Source organism: Caulobacter sp. GW821-FHT10A10 (genome assembly GCF_059415745.1).
Genome location: NZ_JBWKNV010000009.1, coordinates 121,639 through 139,522 on the forward strand (window position 1 = coordinate 121,639; position 17,884 = coordinate 139,522).

Annotated in this window: 13 protein-coding genes; 8 read left to right on the plus strand and 5 right to left on the minus strand. The window is 69.2% G+C overall.

The genetic code is table 11. The features are described 5' to 3' along the window. Positions 1–105 precede the first annotated feature (105 nt). Positions 106–1,461 (minus strand): sigma-54-dependent transcriptional regulator, encoded by a 1,356-nt coding sequence (locus tag AC07NS_RS22515; RefSeq protein WP_494606873.1) that lies wholly within the window; start codon positions 1,459–1,461, stop codon positions 106–108. Next, positions 1,458–3,224: a sensor histidine kinase gene (locus AC07NS_RS22520; protein ID WP_494606875.1), complete on the minus strand. Its 1,767-nt coding sequence runs from the start codon at positions 3,222–3,224 to the stop codon at positions 1,458–1,460. The genes AC07NS_RS22515 and AC07NS_RS22520 overlap by 4 nt, the downstream gene beginning before the upstream one ends. A 282-nt stretch (positions 3,225–3,506) precedes the next feature. Here AC07NS_RS22520 and AC07NS_RS22525 point away from each other — a divergent pair, with 282 nt between their 5' ends. Further along, complete coding sequence (locus AC07NS_RS22525; RefSeq protein WP_494606877.1) at positions 3,507–4,838, plus strand: dicarboxylate/amino acid:cation symporter; 1,332 nt, start codon at positions 3,507–3,509, stop codon at positions 4,836–4,838. A gap of 90 nt (positions 4,839–4,928) precedes the next feature. Beyond that, a complete protein-coding gene (locus tag AC07NS_RS22530; protein WP_494606878.1) occupies positions 4,929–6,371 on the plus strand; it encodes an OprO/OprP family phosphate-selective porin in 1,443 nt (480 codons plus the stop codon). A 53-nt stretch (positions 6,372–6,424) separates the two neighbouring features. Here the strand turns inward: AC07NS_RS22530 and iolG are convergent, their stop codons facing one another. After that, positions 6,425–7,411, minus strand: a complete 987-nt coding sequence (gene iolG / locus AC07NS_RS22535; protein ID WP_494606880.1) for an inositol 2-dehydrogenase — start codon at positions 7,409–7,411, stop codon at positions 6,425–6,427. A 253-nt stretch (positions 7,412–7,664) separates the two neighbouring features. Here iolG and AC07NS_RS22540 point away from each other — a divergent pair, with 253 nt between their 5' ends. The 6 genes from AC07NS_RS22540 (at position 7,665) to AC07NS_RS22565 (ending at position 15,830) form a co-directional block, all read left to right on the plus strand. Continuing rightward, positions 7,665–8,540 carry a MurR/RpiR family transcriptional regulator gene (locus AC07NS_RS22540; RefSeq protein WP_494606882.1) on the plus strand — a complete coding sequence of 292 codons (876 nt, stop codon included), beginning with the start codon at positions 7,665–7,667 and terminating at the stop codon, positions 8,538–8,540. A 119-nt stretch (positions 8,541–8,659) separates the two neighbouring features. After that, on the plus strand, positions 8,660–10,591 hold the full coding sequence (locus AC07NS_RS22545) for a bifunctional 5-dehydro-2-deoxygluconokinase/5-dehydro-2-deoxyphosphogluconate aldolase (RefSeq protein ID WP_494606884.1): 1,932 nt from the start codon (positions 8,660–8,662) through the stop codon (positions 10,589–10,591). Then, complete coding sequence (gene iolD, locus AC07NS_RS22550) at positions 10,592–12,436, plus strand: 3D-(3,5/4)-trihydroxycyclohexane-1,2-dione acylhydrolase (decyclizing) (protein WP_494606886.1); 1,845 nt, start codon at positions 10,592–10,594, stop codon at positions 12,434–12,436. 4 nt (positions 12,437–12,440) lie between these two features. Further along, entirely contained in the window at positions 12,441–13,340 is a 900-nt protein-coding gene (gene iolE / locus AC07NS_RS22555; RefSeq protein ID WP_494606888.1) for a myo-inosose-2 dehydratase, read from the plus strand. Between the two features lie 151 nt (positions 13,341–13,491). Next, complete coding sequence (iolB, locus tag AC07NS_RS22560) at positions 13,492–14,301, plus strand: 5-deoxy-glucuronate isomerase (RefSeq protein WP_494606890.1); 810 nt, start codon at positions 13,492–13,494, stop codon at positions 14,299–14,301. Between the two features lie 26 nt (positions 14,302–14,327). Beyond that, on the plus strand, positions 14,328–15,830 hold the full coding sequence (locus AC07NS_RS22565) for a CoA-acylating methylmalonate-semialdehyde dehydrogenase (RefSeq protein ID WP_494607035.1): 1,503 nt from the start codon (positions 14,328–14,330) through the stop codon (positions 15,828–15,830). Between the two features lie 75 nt (positions 15,831–15,905). Here AC07NS_RS22565 and AC07NS_RS22570 read toward each other — a convergent pair whose 3' ends face one another. Both AC07NS_RS22570 and AC07NS_RS22575 read right to left on the minus strand, forming a co-directional pair. After that, complete coding sequence (locus AC07NS_RS22570; RefSeq protein ID WP_494606893.1) at positions 15,906–16,928, minus strand: glycoside hydrolase family protein; 1,023 nt, start codon at positions 16,926–16,928, stop codon at positions 15,906–15,908. A 4-nt stretch (positions 16,929–16,932) separates the two neighbouring features. Beyond that, complete coding sequence (locus AC07NS_RS22575; protein ID WP_494606895.1) at positions 16,933–17,871, minus strand: family 43 glycosylhydrolase; 939 nt, start codon at positions 17,869–17,871, stop codon at positions 16,933–16,935. Between the last annotated feature and the right edge of the window lie 13 nt (positions 17,872–17,884).

Consider the following 17,884-nt stretch of genomic DNA (forward strand, 5'->3'; position numbering starts at 1 on the left):
TTGAATGTCTTTGAAGTGATGCGACCATGAAGTCTTAGCGAGCGCTCTACGGCGAGCATGGCCTGTTCAGGCGAGCGCCTTGGGTGGCGCGGCCGTGGCTTGTCCTTATGGGCGGGAAGGCTTGGCCGGCCGGTAGCGGTCGATGTCGATGCCGTGGCGACGCAGCTTGTCGTAGAAGGTTTTGCGCGGGGTTTGCAGCAGCGTCATGGCCGTGCGGGCGTCGCCGCCGCAGGCCGCTAAGGTCTCGCGGATGACCATCGCCTCGTAGCGGCCGGTGCGTTCGGCCAGGCCCTCGTCGGCGCCCTGGACGGCGCCGTCCTCGCCCAGGGCGGCCGAAGGCAGGCCCAGGGCCACGCGCTCGGCGTAGTGCGCCAGTTCCCGGACGTTGCCGGGCCAGTCGTGGCCCAGCAGATGGTCGCGGATCGTCGCCGTCAGGCGCGGCGCCGGCCGTCGCAGCCTGGCCGCGGCCTCGGCCATGAAGTGGCCGAACAGCGCGGGCACGTCCTCGCGCCGCTCGCGCAGAGGCGGAACCACCAGGGTGACCACGTTCAGGCGGTAATAGAGGTCGGCGCGGAAGGCGCCGTCGCGCACGGCCTCGGCCAGGTCGATCTTGCTCGCTGCGACGATGCGCAGGTCCAGGTGGCGCGGCTCGGACGCGCCGACGGGCCAGATCTCGCGTTCCTCGACCACCCGTAACAGCTTGGCCTGCATGCTGGGCGACAGGCCCTCGATCTCGTCGAGAAACAGCACCCCACGGTCGGCGCGCTCGATGCGGCCGATATTGGGGCGAAGGCCGCCTGCGCCGCCGGCCGCGCCGAACAGTTCGGTCTCGAACACGGCCTCGGGAAGCGCCGCGCAGTTGACCGTGACCATCGGACGGGCGCGGCGCGAGCCGCCGCGATGCAGGGCCTGGGCCACGAGACCCTTGCCGACGCCGGTCTCGCCTTGGATCAGGACGTCGACCTCGGCCTCGGCCAACTGGGCGATGGTGGCGCGCAGGCGCTGCATTACCGGTGTGTCGCCGAGCAGCATCGAACCCCCGGCGTTCTGGGCGGCGGCCTCCAGGCGGCGGTTGTCCAGCACCAGTCTGCGCTTCTCCAACGCGCGCGACAGGGCCGCGGTCAGCCGCTCCATGGGGAAGGGCTTGGAGACGAAGTCGTAGACCCCGTCCTGCAGGGCGGCCACGGCCATGGCGACGTCGCCGTGGCCGGTGATCAGCAGCACCGGGATGTCGGGGTCGATCGCCTGGACGCGCTGGAACAGCGCCAAGCCGTCCATGCCAGGCATGCGCACGTCCGAAACGATGACGCCGTCGAAGTCGCGCGACACGGCCTTCAGCGCCGACGGGGCGTTGTCGAACGCCGCGACGTCGAAGCCGCGCAGGGCCAGGCCCTGGGCGACGGCGACCCGCAGCGCCTCGTCGTCGTCGACGAGCAGGATCTTGCCGGCCGGCGCGCTCATGGAACGGCCTTGCGCAGGGTCAGGATGAAGGTCGCGCCCTGGCCGGGCGACGAGGTCGCCGTCAACTGGCCGCCGAAGTCGACGGCGATGTCGTGGGCGATCACCAGGCCTAGGCCCAGGCCGCGCGGCTTGGTGGTCAGGAACGGGGTGAAGAGGGCGCGTTCCACCTCGGGCGCCAGGCCTGGGCCGTTGTCGCCGACCGCGATCTCGACCGTGTCGGCGTCTTCCCGCACCGTGACGGTGACGACGCCGTCGGCGCGGCTGCCCACCGCCTCGAAGGCGTTCTGCAGCAGGTTGACCAGCACCTGTTCGAGCCGCACCCGCTCGCCCAGTACGCTGAGGCCCGCCGTCTCGCCCCGGCGGACCAGGCGGGCTTCCTGCCGTCGCGAACGGCTGGCGGTCAGCAGCACCGAGCCGTCGATCACCTCGGTGACCAGGGTCGGCTCGACCCGGCCGTCGGCCTTGCGCGAGAAGGCTCGCAGTTCGTCGGTGATCCGGCCGATCCGCTCGGTCATGGCCACGATGGCCGTGAAGGTCTCGCCCGCGGCGTCGGCGAGGCCGCGGCCGATCAGCAGCAGGCCGTTGTCGGCGTTGGCGCGGATCGCCGCCACCGGCTGGTTGATCTCGTGCGCCACGCCGGCGGCGATCTGGCCCAGGGACGCCAGCTTGTTGGCCTGCACCAGGTCGGCCTGCAGCGAACGGAGCCTCGTTTCGGTGCGCTGGCGCTCCTCGACCTCGTGTGACAGGGCGCGGTTGGCCTCGGTCAGTTCGTGGGTGCGCTCCTCGACGCGCCGTTCCAGCTCCAGGCGCGTCTCGCGGTCGCGTAGAGCGGCCAGGTGGATGCGACGGCGCCGCACCCATAGCCACAGCAGGGCCGCGCTCAGCAGGGTCCAGACCAGGGCGGTGATCCAGCGCGCCGCCGCCGCCGCCTGTTCGGCGGGAACGGCCGTGCTGAGCAGGTGCAGCGTCCAGCCTGGAGCGACGTCGGCCAGGCGAGTCTCGATCTGGCGCTCGGCGCGCGGCGTGTCGGTGCGGGCCACGGCGCCGGACTTCTGGCGCAAGGGCAGGGGAGCGAAGGTCGCGCCGCCGTACTGGCCCCCGGCGCGCAGGGCGTCGCGTCTGGCCTGCGGCAGGGGATCACGGGCGAGGAAGCGCCATTCGGGCTGGCTGGTGATCAGCACCAGGCCCTGCCTGTCCACCACGAAGGCCGGCTCGCCGATGGCCCGCCAGGCGGCCTCGACGCCGTCGAACTCCAGCTTGACCACCACGACGCCAAGCGGACCCTTCGGGCCGTCGACGCGGCGGGCGAGATAGAGGCCGGGCTTGCGGCTGACCGTGCCCAGGGCGAACTGCTCGGCGTAGCCGCTGCGCAGGGCCTCAGTGAAATAGGGACGAAAGCCGTAGTCGGAGCCGACGAAGCTGGTCGGCAGCCGCCAGTTGCTGGCGGCCGCGGTGACGCCGTCGGTCGCGATCACATAGACCGCCGCGGCGCGCGCCTGGACGCCCAGCGCCTCCAGCTTGCGCGACAGCGCCTCCAGCTTGGCGGGCGACCGGCTGGCGAGGGCGGCTTCCAGGTCGGCGTCGTCGGCCAGGACCAGGGGCAGGGCCCGCTGTTTGTCGAGCTCGCTGCGCAGCACCGCGGCGTGCAGCGCCGCCGAAGCGCTCGCCCGCGCGCGCAGGGCCGTCATCGCCCGCTGCTCGACCAGGGCCCCGACCGACCAGACCAGCAGGGCGCCGATCGCCGCCGCGATCACGGCGAACACCGCCAGCCGGAATCTCGAAACGACAGGGCCTGACGCGGAGAGCATCTGCGGTGCGATCGAATTGGGTTGTGCCATATTCCACACAATATGGATCGAAGCTGGGCGGACTATGACACGGCGTGTCGCGTCGAAGCGAGCCTGCATCACCACAATCTTTCAATTATTCATGGCTTTAAGGATTTTATCGAGGCTCGACTCCCGCCCGGACCATCCTGCGCCACTCTTGGTTCAAGCGCCCGACCTGCAAGGACGCGCGAGGAAACGAGCCCAGGAGCCCGCCAGATGATCCCGCAAGCCCCGTCCGCCGCGGCCCCGCCGCGTCCCGGTCCCTGGTACACCCATCTCTACATCCAGGTGCTGTTCGCCATCGCCGCCGGCGCCCTGATCGGCCACTTCTGGCCGGGCTTCGGAGAGAGCCTGAAGCCGCTGGGCGACGCCTTCATCAAGCTGGTGAAGATGGTCATCGCCCCGGTGATCTTCCTCACGGTCGTCACCGGCATCGCCGGCATGCGCGACCTGGGCAAGTTCGGTCGCGTAGTGCTCAAGGCCTTCGCCTACTTCCTGACCTTCTCCACCCTGGCCCTGGTGCTGGGCATGGTGGTGGGCAACCTCGTCCATCCGGGCGCGGGCATGAACATCGATCCGGCCACGCTGCACAGCGAGAAGGTCGCCAGCTACGCCGCCAAGGCCCACGAGACGACCATCGTCGGCTTCCTCAGCAACATCATCCCGGCCACGGTCACGGGCGCCTTCGCGGACGGCGACATTCTGCAGGTGCTGTTCTTCTCGATCCTGTTCGGTGTCGCCCTGGTGCTGGTCGGCGACAAGGGCCAGCCGGTGGTCGATCTGCTGGAATCGATCGCCCACGCCTTCTTCCGCCTGGTCGGCATCCTGATGAAGGCCGCGCCGATCGGCGCCTTCGGGGCCTTCGCCTTCACCATCGGCAAGTACGGCATCGGTTCGGTCGTGAACCTCGCCGCCCTGGTCGGCACCTTCTACGCCACCTCGATCATCTTCGTCGTGGTGATCCTGGGCGCGGTGGCCCGGTTCAACGGCTTCTCGATCCTCAAGCTGATCCGCTATCTGAAGAGCGAACTGTTGCTGGTGCTGGGCACCAGCTCGTCGGAATCGGCCCTGCCCAGCCTGATCGACAAGCTGGAACGCGCCGGCTGCGCCAAGCCCGTCGTCGGCCTGGTGGTCCCGACCGGCTATTCGTTCAATCTCGACGGCACCAACATCTACATGACCCTGGCGGCGCTGTTCATCGCCCAGGCCACGGGCGTGCATCTGTCGATCGGCGACCAGCTGCTGCTGCTCTCCGTGGCCATGCTGTCGTCCAAGGGCGCGGCGGGCGTCACCGGCGCGGGCTTCATCACCCTGGCCGCCACCCTCTCGGTGGTGCCCTCGGTGCCGGTGGCGGGCATGGCCCTGATCCTCGGCGTCGACCGGTTCATGAGCGAGTGCCGGGCCCTGACCAACTTCATCGGCAACGCGGTGGCCACCATCGTCGTCAGCCGCTGGGAAAAGGCCCTCGACAAGGACGCCCTCGACGCCGCCCTGGCCGGTCACCCCACGCCGTCCGACGTCGAGCCGGTTCCGGCCGCGGCCGAATAACGGACCCAAAAAGGCAGCCGGGCCGCCGACGCGGCGGCCCTTTCCTTCCTCTTCCTCCCGCGCCTCGCGTGGGAGCAGGAACCCACGCCCATGCGCATTCTCTTCGCCACCACGGCCCTCGTGGCCGTCGGCTTCGCCGGCGCCGCCCGCGCCGAAGACGCCGATCTCGCCGCCCTGAAGGCCCAGATCCAGCTGCTGCAGGCGCGGATCGACGTCCTGGAGCGCCAGTCCGCTGTCACTACCGCTACTCCCACGCCCGCGCCGATCGCGACCCTGCCGACCGCCTCGGCCGCACCGCCGCCGAAGCCTGCCGTCGAGACCGTCCGCTGGGAGAACTCGCCCCGCTTCACCGACGCCTCGGGTTCGACCTTCAAGCTGCGCGGCCGGATCCTGCTAGACGCCGTCGACGCGGTCGCCGAGCGCGACGGCGTTGCCGACTATCACGCCCGCCAGTTCAAGGCCCGGCAGCTGTTCCTCGGCGTCGAGGGCCAGACCGGCCGCTGGGGCTATCGCCTGGAGGGCGGCGCGGTCAGCGGCGGCGCCTGGAGCTGGGACGACGCCATCATCGAGTACAAGCTCGACGCCCAGACCTCGCTACTAGCCGGCAACCAGAAGGCCGCCTCGCTGGAGGGGCTGACCTCGTTCAAGTCGATCACTTTCATGGAGCGCGGCGCCTATGGCGACGTGATCGACGCCGGCTACGCCCTGTCGCTGGAGGCGGTGCGCACGGGTCCGAACTGGTCGCTGTGGGGCGCCTTGCAGGGCGACAACATCAACAAGACCGACGCGACCGGCGGCTACGATCCCAACCAGGCCGTCGAGCGGCTGGGCGCCACCGTCCGCGCCACCTGGTCGCCGCAGCTTTCCGACGCCGACCGCCTGCACCTGGGCGCCTGGGTGCGCCGCCGCGATCGGGGAGGGGAGGTCGGCTTCACCTATTCGGCGGCGGCCAACACCGCTTTCAGGTCCCAGACCTCGTCGGGTGCGACCCTGTTCTCGACAGGCGCGGTCGGCGACGGCGACACCACGCTGGGGATCGAGGCCGCCTGGATCCACCGGGCGCTGTCGCTGCAAGGCGAGGCGGCGCGGATCAAGGTCGACCGCATCGCCACCAATCTCAGCTCGACGCTGGGCGGGCCGGACTTCGACATTGTCACCGCCTACGCCTCGGTCAGCTGGCTCGCGACCGGCGAGACGCGGCCCTACAATCCCAACGGCTCGTTCGGCCGGATCAAGGTCGCCCATCCGCTCGACAAGGGCGGCCTGGGCGCGCTCGAGTTCGCCGCCCGCTACGACTACGCCGATTTCAGCGACATGGCGGCCAACGGCGTCACCACGCTGGCCTCGCAGACCGGTCTTTCGACGGCCGGGACCTACACGGCCGTCACGCTCGGCGCCAACTGGTACCCTTATGCCTATGTGCGCCTGACCGGGAACCTGACGCGGGCGACCATCGACAACCGCCTGATCGCCGGCTCGCAACTGGACGCCGACGTCACGGTCGCCCAGGCCCGCCTGCAGCTGGAGTTCTAGATCCCGACAACCCGCTGACGGGATCATGTCGACCCCGTCAGCGGCTTCGGTCGTTAGAGCTTGACCACCTGGCCAGTGCGGACCGACTGACCGGCCGCTTCGGCCAGGGCCAGGGCCTCGACGCCGTCGGCATAGCCGATCGCCGGCAGGGCTTCGCCGCGGATGATCTGGGCGAAGTGCGCCATCTCCCGGCGATAGGCCTCGGCGTAGCGGTCGAGGAAGAAGTTCTGGAAGGCGTCGCTGGCCGCGCCGGCCTCGCCCCAGACCGAGACCGTGCTCTCGGTGACGTTGTCGGCCCGGACCAGGCCCTTGGAGCCGAAGGCCTCGATGCGCTGGTCGTAGCCGTAGCCGCTGCGGCGGCTGTTGCTGATCATGCAGATCTTGCCCGAGCCAGTACGCAAAAGGATCTTGGCGGTGTCGACGTCGCCCGCCTCGCCGATGGCGGGATCGACCAGGCAGCTGGCGGCGGCGAACACCTCGGTCACCGGCTCGTCCAGCAGCCAGCGGGCCATGTCGAAGTCGTGGATCGCCATGTCCTTGAAGAGGCCGCCCGACACCTTGACGTAGGCGACCGGCGGCGGGGCCGGGTCGTGGCTGGTGATGTGCACCGTCTCCAGCGCGCCGACCGCGCCGCCCGCCAGCCGGGCCTGCAAGGCCTGGAAGCTGGGGTCGAAGCGGCGGTTGAAGCCCAGGAACAGCTTCACGCCCGGCGCGCCCAGTTCGGCGGCGGCCGAGCGGGCGCGGGCTAGATCCTGGTCGATCGGCTTCTCGCAGAACACCGCCTTGCCCGCCGCCACGGCCTTCAGGCTGTAGTCGAGGTGGGTGTCGGTCGAGCTGGCGATGATCACCCCGGCCACCGACGGATCGTTCAGCGCCGTGTCGAGGTCGGAGACCTGGGCGCCGGTCTCGGCCGCCAGCGCTTCGGCAGCCTCGGCGACGGGGTCCACCACATGCTTCAGGCGCAGGCCAGCCTGGCCGGCGACGTTCTTGGCGTGGATGCGGCCGATGCGGCCCGCGCCGAGGATGGCGATGTCGTGCATGGGAACCTTCAAGGTCTCGGTGGATTGAGCGCAGGAGCGGGCGGCGTTCCCGCCGCATGACCGTTCGATCGCGTCGTCTCGACCATGATCGCTCCCTCGTCCGGCTCATGACACGGCCGGGACTTCGTGTTCCTGTAGCCTGGAATAAAAATTCCCTCTACGGGTAAAGTGGAATTCCTGGTCGTGAGTTGAACCCTGGCGTTCACGCGCGGAACGGATATTCTAATTTGACCGATCGGACTGTGGGGCGCGGATGACGGACGAAATCATGGCAGCGAACGCCCCCACCAGCGCGGACGAGCTGCGGGCGGCGATCCTCGAACGCTACGAGACGCTCAGCAAGCGTTTGCAGCAGATCGCCCGCTACGTGCTGGACGAGCCCAACGAGATGGCGCTGGAGACCCTGGCGGTGATCTCCGAGCGATGCGGCGTGCAGCCCTCGGCCATCGTGCGCTTCGCCAAGACCTTCGGCTTCCCCGGCGCCAGCCAGATGCAGCGGCTGTTCCGCGACGGCCTGCTGTCGGGCCACTCGGCCCTGGGCTATGGCGAGCGTGTACGCCACTTCAACGAAGCCGTGGCGCGCAAGCCCGAGAGCGGCGCCGACGTGCTGTCGGAGTTCGTCGAGGGCAACACCCTGGCCCTGCAGAACCTGGGGCAGACGGTTAGCGAGGCCGACATGGCCAAGGCCGTCGCCCTGATCGACAGGGCCGAGACGGTCTATGTGGTGGGCTTCCGCCGCTCGTTTCCAGTGGCCTCGTACCTGGCCTATTCGCTGCAGCAGGTGAACAAGCGCACCCTGTTCATCGACGGCGTGGCGGGCCTGACCAAACAGCAGGTGCAGACCATCGGCCCCAAGGACCTGCTGATCGCCGTCAGCTATCACCCCTATGCCGAAGAGACGGTGCAGGCCGTCGAGATGGCGGTGCAGCGCGACGCCAAGGTGCTGTCGATCAGCGACAGCCTGGTCAGCCCGATCGCCAAACCGGCGGAACTGGTGCTGCACGTCCGCGAGTCCGAGGTGCGGACCTTCCGCTCGCTGGCCGCCTCGATCTGCCTGGCCCAGGCCCTGGTCATCGGCTTCGCCTTCGAGGCCAACAGGGAAAAGGGCAAGAAGCGCAAGGCCGGCTGAACCGTGCGTTCCATTCTCGCTCGAAAATGAAATGAATGTTGCGAGATTTGGAAACTTGGAATATGCGTTACATGGTGCCGACGGGGAGGTCGGTCAGAAAAAAGTAGCGTGGAACCGGAATGGCGCACGACGAAAAGGCCCTTGATCTCATCACCGTCGGCCGTTCTTCCGTCGACCTGTACGGCCAGCAGACCGGCGGCCGGCTGGAGGACATGTCCTCCTTCGCCAAGTATCTGGGCGGCAGCCCGACCAACACCGCCGCGGGCGGCGCGCGTCTGGGCCTGAAGACGGGCCTGCTGACCAGGGTCGGGGCGGATCACATGGGCCGCTTCATCCGCGAGCAGCTGGTGCGCGAGGGCGTCGACGTCGCCGGCGTGCTGTCCGACCCCGACCGCCTGACCGCGCTGGTGATCCTGGGCATCCGCGACCGGGTGAACTTTCCCCTGATCTTCTACCGCGAGAACTGCGCCGACATGGCGCTGCAGCCCTCCGACGTCGACGAGGCCTGGATCGCCAAGGCCGGCGCGGTGCTGATCAACGGCACCCACCTGTCGCAGCCCAATGTCTACGAGACCAGCCTCAAGGCCGCCCGCGCGGTGAAGGCGGCCGGCGGTCGGGTGGTCTTCGACATCGACTATCGCCCCGTGCTCTGGGGCCTGGCCGGCAAGGACGCTGGCGAGAACCGCTTCGTCGAGAACCGCCAGGTCACCGAGAAGCTGCAGGAGGTCGTGGCCCTCTGCGACCTGATCGTCGGCACCGAGGAGGAGATCCACATCCTCGGCGGTTCGACCGACACCATCGCCGCCCTGCGCGCGATCCGCGGCGGGGCCCCTGGCGCGCTGCTGGTCTGCAAGCGCGGACCCGACGGCTGCGTGGCCTTCCCGGGCGCGATCCCGGGCAGCCTGGACGAGGGCGTCAGCGCGCGCGGGTTCAAGGTCGAGGTGTTCAACGTGCTGGGGGCCGGCGACGCCTTCATGGCCGGCTTCCTGCGCGGCTGGCTGCGCGGCGAGAGCGTCGAGACCTGCTGCGAGTGGGGCAACGCCTGCGGGGCCATCGTCGTCTCGCGCCACAGCTGCACGCCGGCCATGCCGACCTGGGTCGAGCTGGAGGCTTTCCTGTCCGATCGGGAGCGGCCGTTCCGCCTGCGCGAGGACGTGGAGCTCGAGCACATTCACTGGGCCACCACCCGCGACCGGGTCTATGACGAACTGACCGTCCTGGCCGTCGACCATCGCAGCCAGTTTCTCGACCTCATCGCCGAGACCGGCGGCGATCCCGAGCGCATTCCGCATTTCAAGACCCTGGCCCTGCGCGCGGTCGAGACCGTGGCCGGCGGCGACGAGAGCCGTTTTGGCCTGCTGCTGGACGGCCGTTTCGGGTTCGACGCCTTGGCCCTGGCCGCCGACCACGACTACTGGATCGCGCGTCCGATCGAGCTTCCCAAGTCGCGGCCGCTGGAGTTCGAAAGCTCGGCCGACGTGGCCACCGAGCTGGTCGAGTGGCCGGCCAACCAGATCGTCAAGTGCCTGGTCTTCTATCACCCCGACGACGAGCTCGAACTGCGCGAGCGCCAGGAGCGGCAGTTGCTCCGGTTGTTCGACGCCTGCCGCAAGACCCGCCACGAACTGCTGCTCGAACTGATCCTGCCGCCGGGCATGCCGAGCGACAGCCGGACCGTAGCGCGCGGCGTGCGGCGGCTCTACGACCTGGGCATCCGTCCCGACTGGTGGAAGCTGGAGCCCCTGACCGACCCGGCTGCGTGGCGCGAGATCGAGATCGCCATCCGCGAGAACGACCCGCTCTGCCGCGGCGTGGTGCTGCTGGGGTTGTCGGCGCCGGAGGCCGAACTGGTCTCCTCGTTCGAGGTCGTCGCGCCGTTCCCGATCGTGAAGGGTTTCGCCGTGGGACGGACGATCTTCTACGACGTGGCCCGCGACTGGCTGGCCGGCCGCATCGACGACGAGGCGGCCGTCGCCGCCCTGGTCAGCAAGTTCAAGGTGCTGGTCGACGCCTGGAAGCGTCTGCGCGGCGCCGCCGAGAAAGCCGCGTAGATGGCCACTATCCGTCTCACCGCCGCTCAGGCGACCGTCCACTGGCTCTCGCAGCAGTATGTCGAGACCGGCGAGGGCGTGCTCCCTTACTTCGCCGGGGTCTGGGCGATCTTCGGCCACGGCAATGTCGCCGGCCTGGGCGAGGCCCTGCACGGCGCCCGCGACGTGATGCCAACCTGGCGCGCCCACAACGAGCAGGGCATGGCCCACGCCGCCATCGCCTTCGCCAAGCAGTCGCGGCGCGAACGGGCCATGGTCTGCACCACCTCGATCGGTCCGGGCGCGACCAACATGGTCACCGCCGCCGCCCTGGCGCATGTGAACCGCCTGCCGGTGCTGTTCTTACCCGGCGACGTCTACGCCAGCCGCCGGCCCGATCCGGTCCTCCAGCAGATCGAGGACTTCGGCGACGCCACGGTCAGCGCCAACGACTGCTTCCGGCCGGTCTCGCGTTATTTCGACCGCATCACCCGCCCCGAACAGATCCTCGACGCCCTGCCGCGCGCCCTGGCGACCATGCTCGACCCAGCGACCTGCGGCCCCGCGACCCTGGCCTTCTGCCAGGACGTGCAGGCCGAGGCCTTCGACTATCCGGAAGGGTTCTTCGCCAGGAAGGTCTGGCGCATTCGCGCGCCGCGTCCCGATCCGCGCGAGCTTGCTGACCTCGTCGCCCTGATCAAGGCCGCCAAGCGGCCGCTGGTCGTGGCCGGTGGCGGGGTGCTCTACGCCCGCGCCGAAGCGGCGCTCGCCGACCTTGTCTCCGGAGCCGGCCTGCCGGTCGCCGAGACGCAGGGCGGGAAGGGGAGCCTGGCCTGGGATCATCCGCTGAACCTCGGCGCGATCGGCGTCACCGGTACGAGCGCCGCCGTCGCCGCCGCCGAGCAGGCCGACCTCGTGATCGGCATCGGCACGCGGCTGCAGGACTTCACCACTGGCTCCCGCGCCCTGTTCGGCGCGCAGGATCGCAAGTTGGTGCAGGTCAACGTCGCCCCGCACGACGCCCACAAGCACGGCGCGGTCAGCGTGGTCGGCGACGCCAAGGCGGTGGTCGAAGCGCTCGCCGAAGCCTTGGGCGACTGGCGCGCGCCGGAGGCCTGGACTGCTGAGGCGACCGGCGGCGTCGCCGGCTGGAACGCGATCTTCGACGCCGCGACGGGCGCCGACGATCGGCCGCTGCCGACCGACGCCCAGGTGCTGGGCGCGGTGTGGCGGGCCTCGTCCGACGACAGCGTCGTGGTCTGCGCCGCCGGCGGCCTGCCGGGCGAGCTGCACAAGCTGTGGCGCACCCGCCGGCCCGGCGGCTACCACATCGAATACGGCTTCTCGTGCATGGGCTACGAGATCGCCGGCGCCGTGGGCGTGAAGATGGCCGCGCCGGACCGCGAGGTCCACGTGATGGTCGGCGACGGCAGCTATCTGATGCTCAACTCCGAACTCGCAACCTCGGTGATGCTGGGCGCCAAGCTGATCGTCACCGTGCTCGACAACCGCGGCTTCGGCTGCATCAACCGCTTGCAGGCCGCCACCGGCGGGGCGGCGTTCAACAACCTGCTGCCCGACACGGTCCACGAGACCTTGCCCGACATCGACTTCGCCGCCCATGCCAAGAGCCTCGGCGCACGGTCGGAGAAGGTGGCCAGCCTGGCCGAACTGAAAGCCGCGCTCCAGCGCGCCAAGGCCAGCGACCGGACCTATGTCGTGGTGATCGACACCGACCCGGCGCCGACCACGCCCGGCGGCGCCTGGTGGGACGTGGCCGTGCCCGAGGTCTCGGTGCGTCCGGCCGTCAACGCGGCCCGCGCCGATTACGAAGACAAGATCAAACAGCAGCGTACGGGGGACTAAGCCCATGACCATCCGTTTCGGCGTGAGCCCCATCGCCTGGATCAACGACGACATGCCCGAACTGGGCGGCGACACCCCGCTGGAAAGCGTGCTGGCCGACTGCCAGGCCATCGGTTTTTCCGGCGTCGAGCTGGGCGGCGTGTTTCCGCGCGATCCCGCGGTGCTGAAGCCGCTGCTCGACCGCTACGGCCTCGACCTCGTCGGCGGCTGGTACAGCGGCAATCTCTTGGTGCAATCCGCCGAGGACGAGATCGCGGCGCTGCAATCGCACCTGTCGCTGCTGAAGGCCATGGGCTGCACCGTCTTCGTCCACGCCGAGACCAGCAACGCCATCCACGGCGACCGCTCCCAGGCCCTGTCGGCCACGCCGCGTCTCGACGCCGAGGGCTGGAAGGAATTCGGCGCGCGCCTGACGCAGGTGGCCGACTACATCCAGGCCCAGGGCCTGAAGTTCGCCTACCACCATCACCTCGGCACCGTCGTCGAGCGTCCCGAGGACCTGGAGGCCTTCCTGGCCAACACCGGCCCGTCGGTCGGCCTGACCGTCGACACCGGCCACGCCGCCCTGGGCGGTCTCGATCCCGTCTCGATGATCCGCAGTCACCCTGAGCGCGTCGCCCACGTCCACTGCAAGGACATCCGGGGCGAGGCCTTCAGCAAGGTGATCTCGCAGGACGGCGGCAGCTTCCTCGAGGGCGTGCTCGCCGGCATGTTCACAGTGCCTGGCGACGGCTCGCTGGACTATGCCGCCGTCATGCAGGCTCTCGCCGAAATCGGCTATTCCGGCTGGATCATCGTCGAGGCCGAGCAGGATCCGGCCATCGCCAATCCCCGCCAGTACGGCGAGATCGGCCTGGCCACCCTGAAACGTGAAGCGGCTTCGGCGGGCTTGAGGGCGGCGTGATCCCTTTTCAATCCCATTCCTCGTCATCCCGGCCGCAGCGCGCAGCGCGGAGAGCCGGGACCCAGGGGCGACCGCAGTGCGCCGGCCCCTGGGTCCCGGATAGCCTCTGCGAGGCTTCCGGGATGACGGGCATTGGGATGTGCGGAGACTGTTGATGTCCAAGTTGCTCGTTCGCCCGCATGCGCCTGACGTGTCGGGCTCCGTCCTGGAGATCACCACCGAGAGCGCCGGCTGGACCCACGTCGGCTTCCAGGTCGTCAAGCTCACCGCTGGCGACACCTTCGACGGCGTCGAGCCCGAGCGCGAGACCTGTGTCGTAATCATGAGCGGGACCGCCGAGGTCAGCGCCGAGGGCGTTGCGTTCGGCCGGATCGGCGGTCGCGCCAGCGTGTTCGAGGACAGGGCGCCGGGCGCGATCTACGTCCCCGCCGGCGCCGCCTACGAGGTCGTCGCCGTCACCGATGTCGAACTGGCCCTGTGCACGGCTCCAGGCAAGGCGGGCGGTCAGGCCCGGTTGATCGCCGAGGCCGACATGCCGCGCGAGGTGCGGGGGCAGGGGACCAACGTCCGCCACGTCCGCAACATCCTGCCCGAGACGGCGCCGGCCGACGGCCTGCTGGTGGTCGAGGTGATCACCCCTGGCGGCCATTGGTCCAGCTACCCGCCGCACAAGCACGACACCGCCAGCGAGGGCGAGGAGACGGCGCTGGAGGAGACCTATTATCACCGCCTGAACCCGCCTCAGGGCTTCGCCTTCCAGCGCGTCTACACCGACGACCGCAGCCTCGATGAGACGCTCTGCGTGCAGGACGGCGACGTGGTCATGGTGCCGCGCGGCTATCACCCGGTCGGGACCCCTCACGGCTACGACCTCTATTATCTCAACGTCATGGCCGGCCCGCACCGGAAGTGGATCTTCCGCAACGACCCGGCCCACGACTGGATCGTGCGCAAGCCATGATCCTCGGCGACATCGACAAGGAGCGCTTGATGCGCAGCATTCCCCACTTCGTCGGCGGCCGCGCCGTCGAGGGCGCCTCCGGCCGTTTCGGTGAGGTCTTCGATCCTAATACCGGCAAGGTGCAGGCCCGCGTCGCCCTTGCTTCCGCCGAAGAGCTGAACGCCGCCATCGCCGACGCCAAGGCCGCCCAGCCAGCCTGGGCCGCGACCAATCCCCAGCGTCGCGCGCGGGTGATGTTCGAGTTCAAGCGACTGCTCGAAATCCACATGGAGGAGCTGGCGCACCTGCTGTCGTCCGAGCACGGCAAGGTCATCGCCGACAGCAAGGGCGACATCCAGCGCGGCCTGGAAGTCATTGAGTTCGCTTGCGGAATTCCTCACCTGCTGAAGGGCGAGTACACGCAGGGCGCCGGCCCCGGCATCGACGTCTATTCGATGCGTCAGCCGCTGGGCGTGGTGGCGGGCATCACGCCGTTCAATTTCCCGGCCATGATCCCGATGTGGATGTTCGGTCCGGCCATTGCCTGTGGCAACGCCTTCATCCTCAAGCCCTCCGAGCGCGATCCGTCCGTGCCGGTGCGCCTGGCCGAGCTGATGATCAAGGCCGGCCTGCCGCCGGGCATCCTCAATGTCGTCCAGGGCGACAAGGACTGTGTCGAGGCCATCCTCGACCATCCGGACATCAAGGCTGTCAGCTTCGTCGGCAGTTCCGACATCGCTCAATCTGTGTTCCACCGCGCCGGCGCGGCGGGCAAGCGCGTCCAGGCCATGGGCGGCGCCAAGAACCACGGCGTGGTCCTGCCCGACGCCGATCTCGACCAGGCTACCGCCGACATCATCGGCGCGGCCTATGGCTCGGCCGGCGAACGCTGCATGGCCTTGCCGGTCGTGGTGCCGGTCGGAGAGAAGACCGCCGTCGCCCTGCGCGAGAAGCTGGTCGCTGCCATCGGTTCCCTGCGGGTTGGGGTCAGCACCGACGCCGAAGCCCACTATGGTCCGGTGGTCAGCGCCGCTCACAAGGCGCGGATCGAGAACTACATCCAACTGGGCGTCGATGAGGGCGCGGAGCTGGTCGTCGATGGTCGCGGCTTCTCGCTGCAAGGCCACGAGGACGGCTTCTTCGTCGGGCCGACCCTGTTCGACCACGTCAAGCCGACCAGCCGCTCCTATCAGGACGAGATCTTCGGCCCGGTGCTGCAGATGGTCCGCGCCGAAAGCCTGGAGGAGGGGATCCAGCTCGCCTCGCGGCACCAGTACGGCAACGGCGTGGCCATCTTCACCCGCAACGGCGACGCCGCCCGCGAGTTCGCCGACCAGGTCGAGGTCGGCATGGTCGGGATCAACGTGCCGATCCCGGTGCCGGTGGCCTATCACAGCTTCGGCGGCTGGAAGCGCTCGGGCTTTGGCGACCTCAACCAGTACGGCCTGGACGGCGTGCGCTTCTACACCCGCACCAAGACCGTCACCCAGCGCTGGCCCAAGGGCGGCGCGGTGCTCGACCAAAGCTTCGTGATCCCGACCATGCGGTGATCTCGGACCAACGTTCCCGACCCTTCTCTCCGAGCATCCCCGCCTCCGCGCGGATGCTCGGATTAGAGGAACGGCCTACCGACGCGGCGGCCGCAGCCGGAACTTCACCGGCGCGTCGCGGTCGACGGTCAGCCGGCCTCCGACCAGCTTCAACTCCGCCACCTGGATGACCGTCCGCTGCTTCCAGTAGGGGTCCGCCTGCGCTTCCGGCTCGGCGCCCTGGTGGACGAAGTAGTAGATGAAGGCCCGTCCGCCGCTGACCACGACGTCGGGGTGCTGGCCGATACCGCGATCCGTGGGCTGCACGCCTGGCGTCTGCAGCAGCCGATCGGCCTGCTCGGTCCAGTGCAGCCCGTCTTTCGACTGCAGCACCAGCAGGCCCTTCCAGACGTCGGCGATCAGCCACCAGCGCCCCTTGAACCAGAAGACCTTCGGGCCTTCGGCGGCGGTCTTGCTGACGTCGCCTTCGGGCGCGGGCGTCCAGGTCTTCAGGTTCTGGCTGTCGACGGCCTTGAGGCGGGTCTTGGGCCGGGAGTCGCGATAATACAGGCGATAGCGGTCCTTCAGCCGCACGACCGAGGCGTCGATGACCAGGTCGGAGCCCAGGTCGAGCGTCTCGCCGCAGGCCCAGGCGGAAAGGTCGGCGCTGGTCAGGTGCACGATCTTCGTCGTCGCGCCGGGCTCGCCCCAGCGGTGGTGGACGCCGGGCACGATGGTGAGCCACAGGTGGTAGACGCCTTGCTCGTAGAACAGCTCCGGCGCCCACAGGGTCACGCCCGTGCAGACCTGCGGGAAGGTCGCGGTTCCCTTGTAGCGCCAGGTCACGCCATCCGCCGAGGTCGCGACGCCGATCGGGGTGGCGTGCACCCAGGCGACGTCCGCCGGATCGGGCAGGCGCAGGGTGGCCCGCCGGTTGGTGTAAAACATCGTCCAGAGGCGGGCCGCGCGGTCCCAGACGATCGACACGTCGGCCGCGCCGTCCAGCACCGGATCGCGGTAGAGCGGCTTGGGGGCGGGCTCTGCCGCCGCCAGGCCGGGCGCGATTGCGCAGGCCAGCAGAAGCGGGAGGGCCCGCCACGTCTTGCGCCAGCAGGCCATGGCGCTACTGGGCCCGTTTCTTCGGATGCACCTCGATGATCGCACCGTCGGGACCATAGGTCAGCGGCTCGATGGCGATCGAGCGGCGGTGGTCGCCGCCGCCGGGCAGCAGGTTGTCGTGGTAGAAGAACCAGGTCCTGCCCTTGTCCTGCAGGATGGCCTGGTGGTTGGTCGAGATCTTCAGGTAGTCGAAGATCACGCCGCGATAGGCGTAGGGACCCAGCGGGGTCTTGGAGGTCGCATAGACGATCTGACCCGGCCAGCCGGTCGAGAAGCTGAAATAGTAGAGGCCCTTGCGCTTGTGCAGGAACGGAGCCTCGCCGTACTTCTTTTTCGGATCGTCGGTCGGGAAGCCGGTGACGGCGATGTCCTGGATCGGGCCGGCCAGGCTCTTCATGTCCTTGCCAAGCTTGACGATCTTCGGCACGCGGGTGCCGAACAGCATGTAGGCTTGGCCGTCGTCGTCGATCAGCACCTGCGGGTCGATCGGCTCGACGCCGGCGTTGGCGTCGCGGGCCTTGTCGACCAGTGGCGCGCCGATCGCGTCGACGAACGGCCCCTCCGGACGGTCAGCCACCGCCACCCCGATCTTGTCGCCGCCGACGGGGGCGTAGAAGTAGTACTTGCCGTCGCGATAGGCCGCCTCGGGCGCCCAGGCCTTGGCGTCGGGCTTGGCCCACTTGAACACCGTGACCCCCAGGAACGCGCCGCCGTCCTTCCAGGTCTTGAGGTCCTTGGAGGTGTAGAGCCGCCAGGTCGTCGAGTCCCAGTACTTGCCCGAGTTGGAAGCATCGTCCGTGGCGTAGAGGTAGTAGCCGCCCTTAAAGGCGTGGGGCGACGGGTCGGCGTTGAAGCGCGGGCTGATCGGTTCGCCGGCCAGGGCGGCGCTGGCAAGGGCCGATCCGGCCAGCAGGACGGCGAGGCAGAGGGCGAGACGCTTCATAGGGAACTCCGTG

Coding starts and splice junctions, on each gene's coding strand:
- AC07NS_RS22515 (WP_494606873.1), bottom strand. CDS start 1,461: ATGAGCGCGCCGGCCGGCAAGATCCTGCTCGTCGACGACGACGAGGCG.
- AC07NS_RS22525 (WP_494606877.1), top strand. CDS start 3,507: ATGATCCCGCAAGCCCCGTCCGCCGCGGCCCCGCCGCGTCCCGGTCCC.
- AC07NS_RS22530 (WP_494606878.1), top strand. CDS start 4,929: ATGCGCATTCTCTTCGCCACCACGGCCCTCGTGGCCGTCGGCTTCGCC.
- iolG (WP_494606880.1), bottom strand. CDS start 7,411: ATGCACGACATCGCCATCCTCGGCGCGGGCCGCATCGGCCGCATCCAC.
- AC07NS_RS22540 (WP_494606882.1), top strand. CDS start 7,665: ATGACGGACGAAATCATGGCAGCGAACGCCCCCACCAGCGCGGACGAG.
- AC07NS_RS22545 (WP_494606884.1), top strand. CDS start 8,660: ATGGCGCACGACGAAAAGGCCCTTGATCTCATCACCGTCGGCCGTTCT.
- iolD (WP_494606886.1), top strand. CDS start 10,592: ATGGCCACTATCCGTCTCACCGCCGCTCAGGCGACCGTCCACTGGCTC.
- iolE (WP_494606888.1), top strand. CDS start 12,441: ATGACCATCCGTTTCGGCGTGAGCCCCATCGCCTGGATCAACGACGAC.
- AC07NS_RS22570 (WP_494606893.1), bottom strand. CDS start 16,928: ATGGCCTGCTGGCGCAAGACGTGGCGGGCCCTCCCGCTTCTGCTGGCC.
- AC07NS_RS22575 (WP_494606895.1), bottom strand. CDS start 17,871: ATGAAGCGTCTCGCCCTCTGCCTCGCCGTCCTGCTGGCCGGATCGGCC.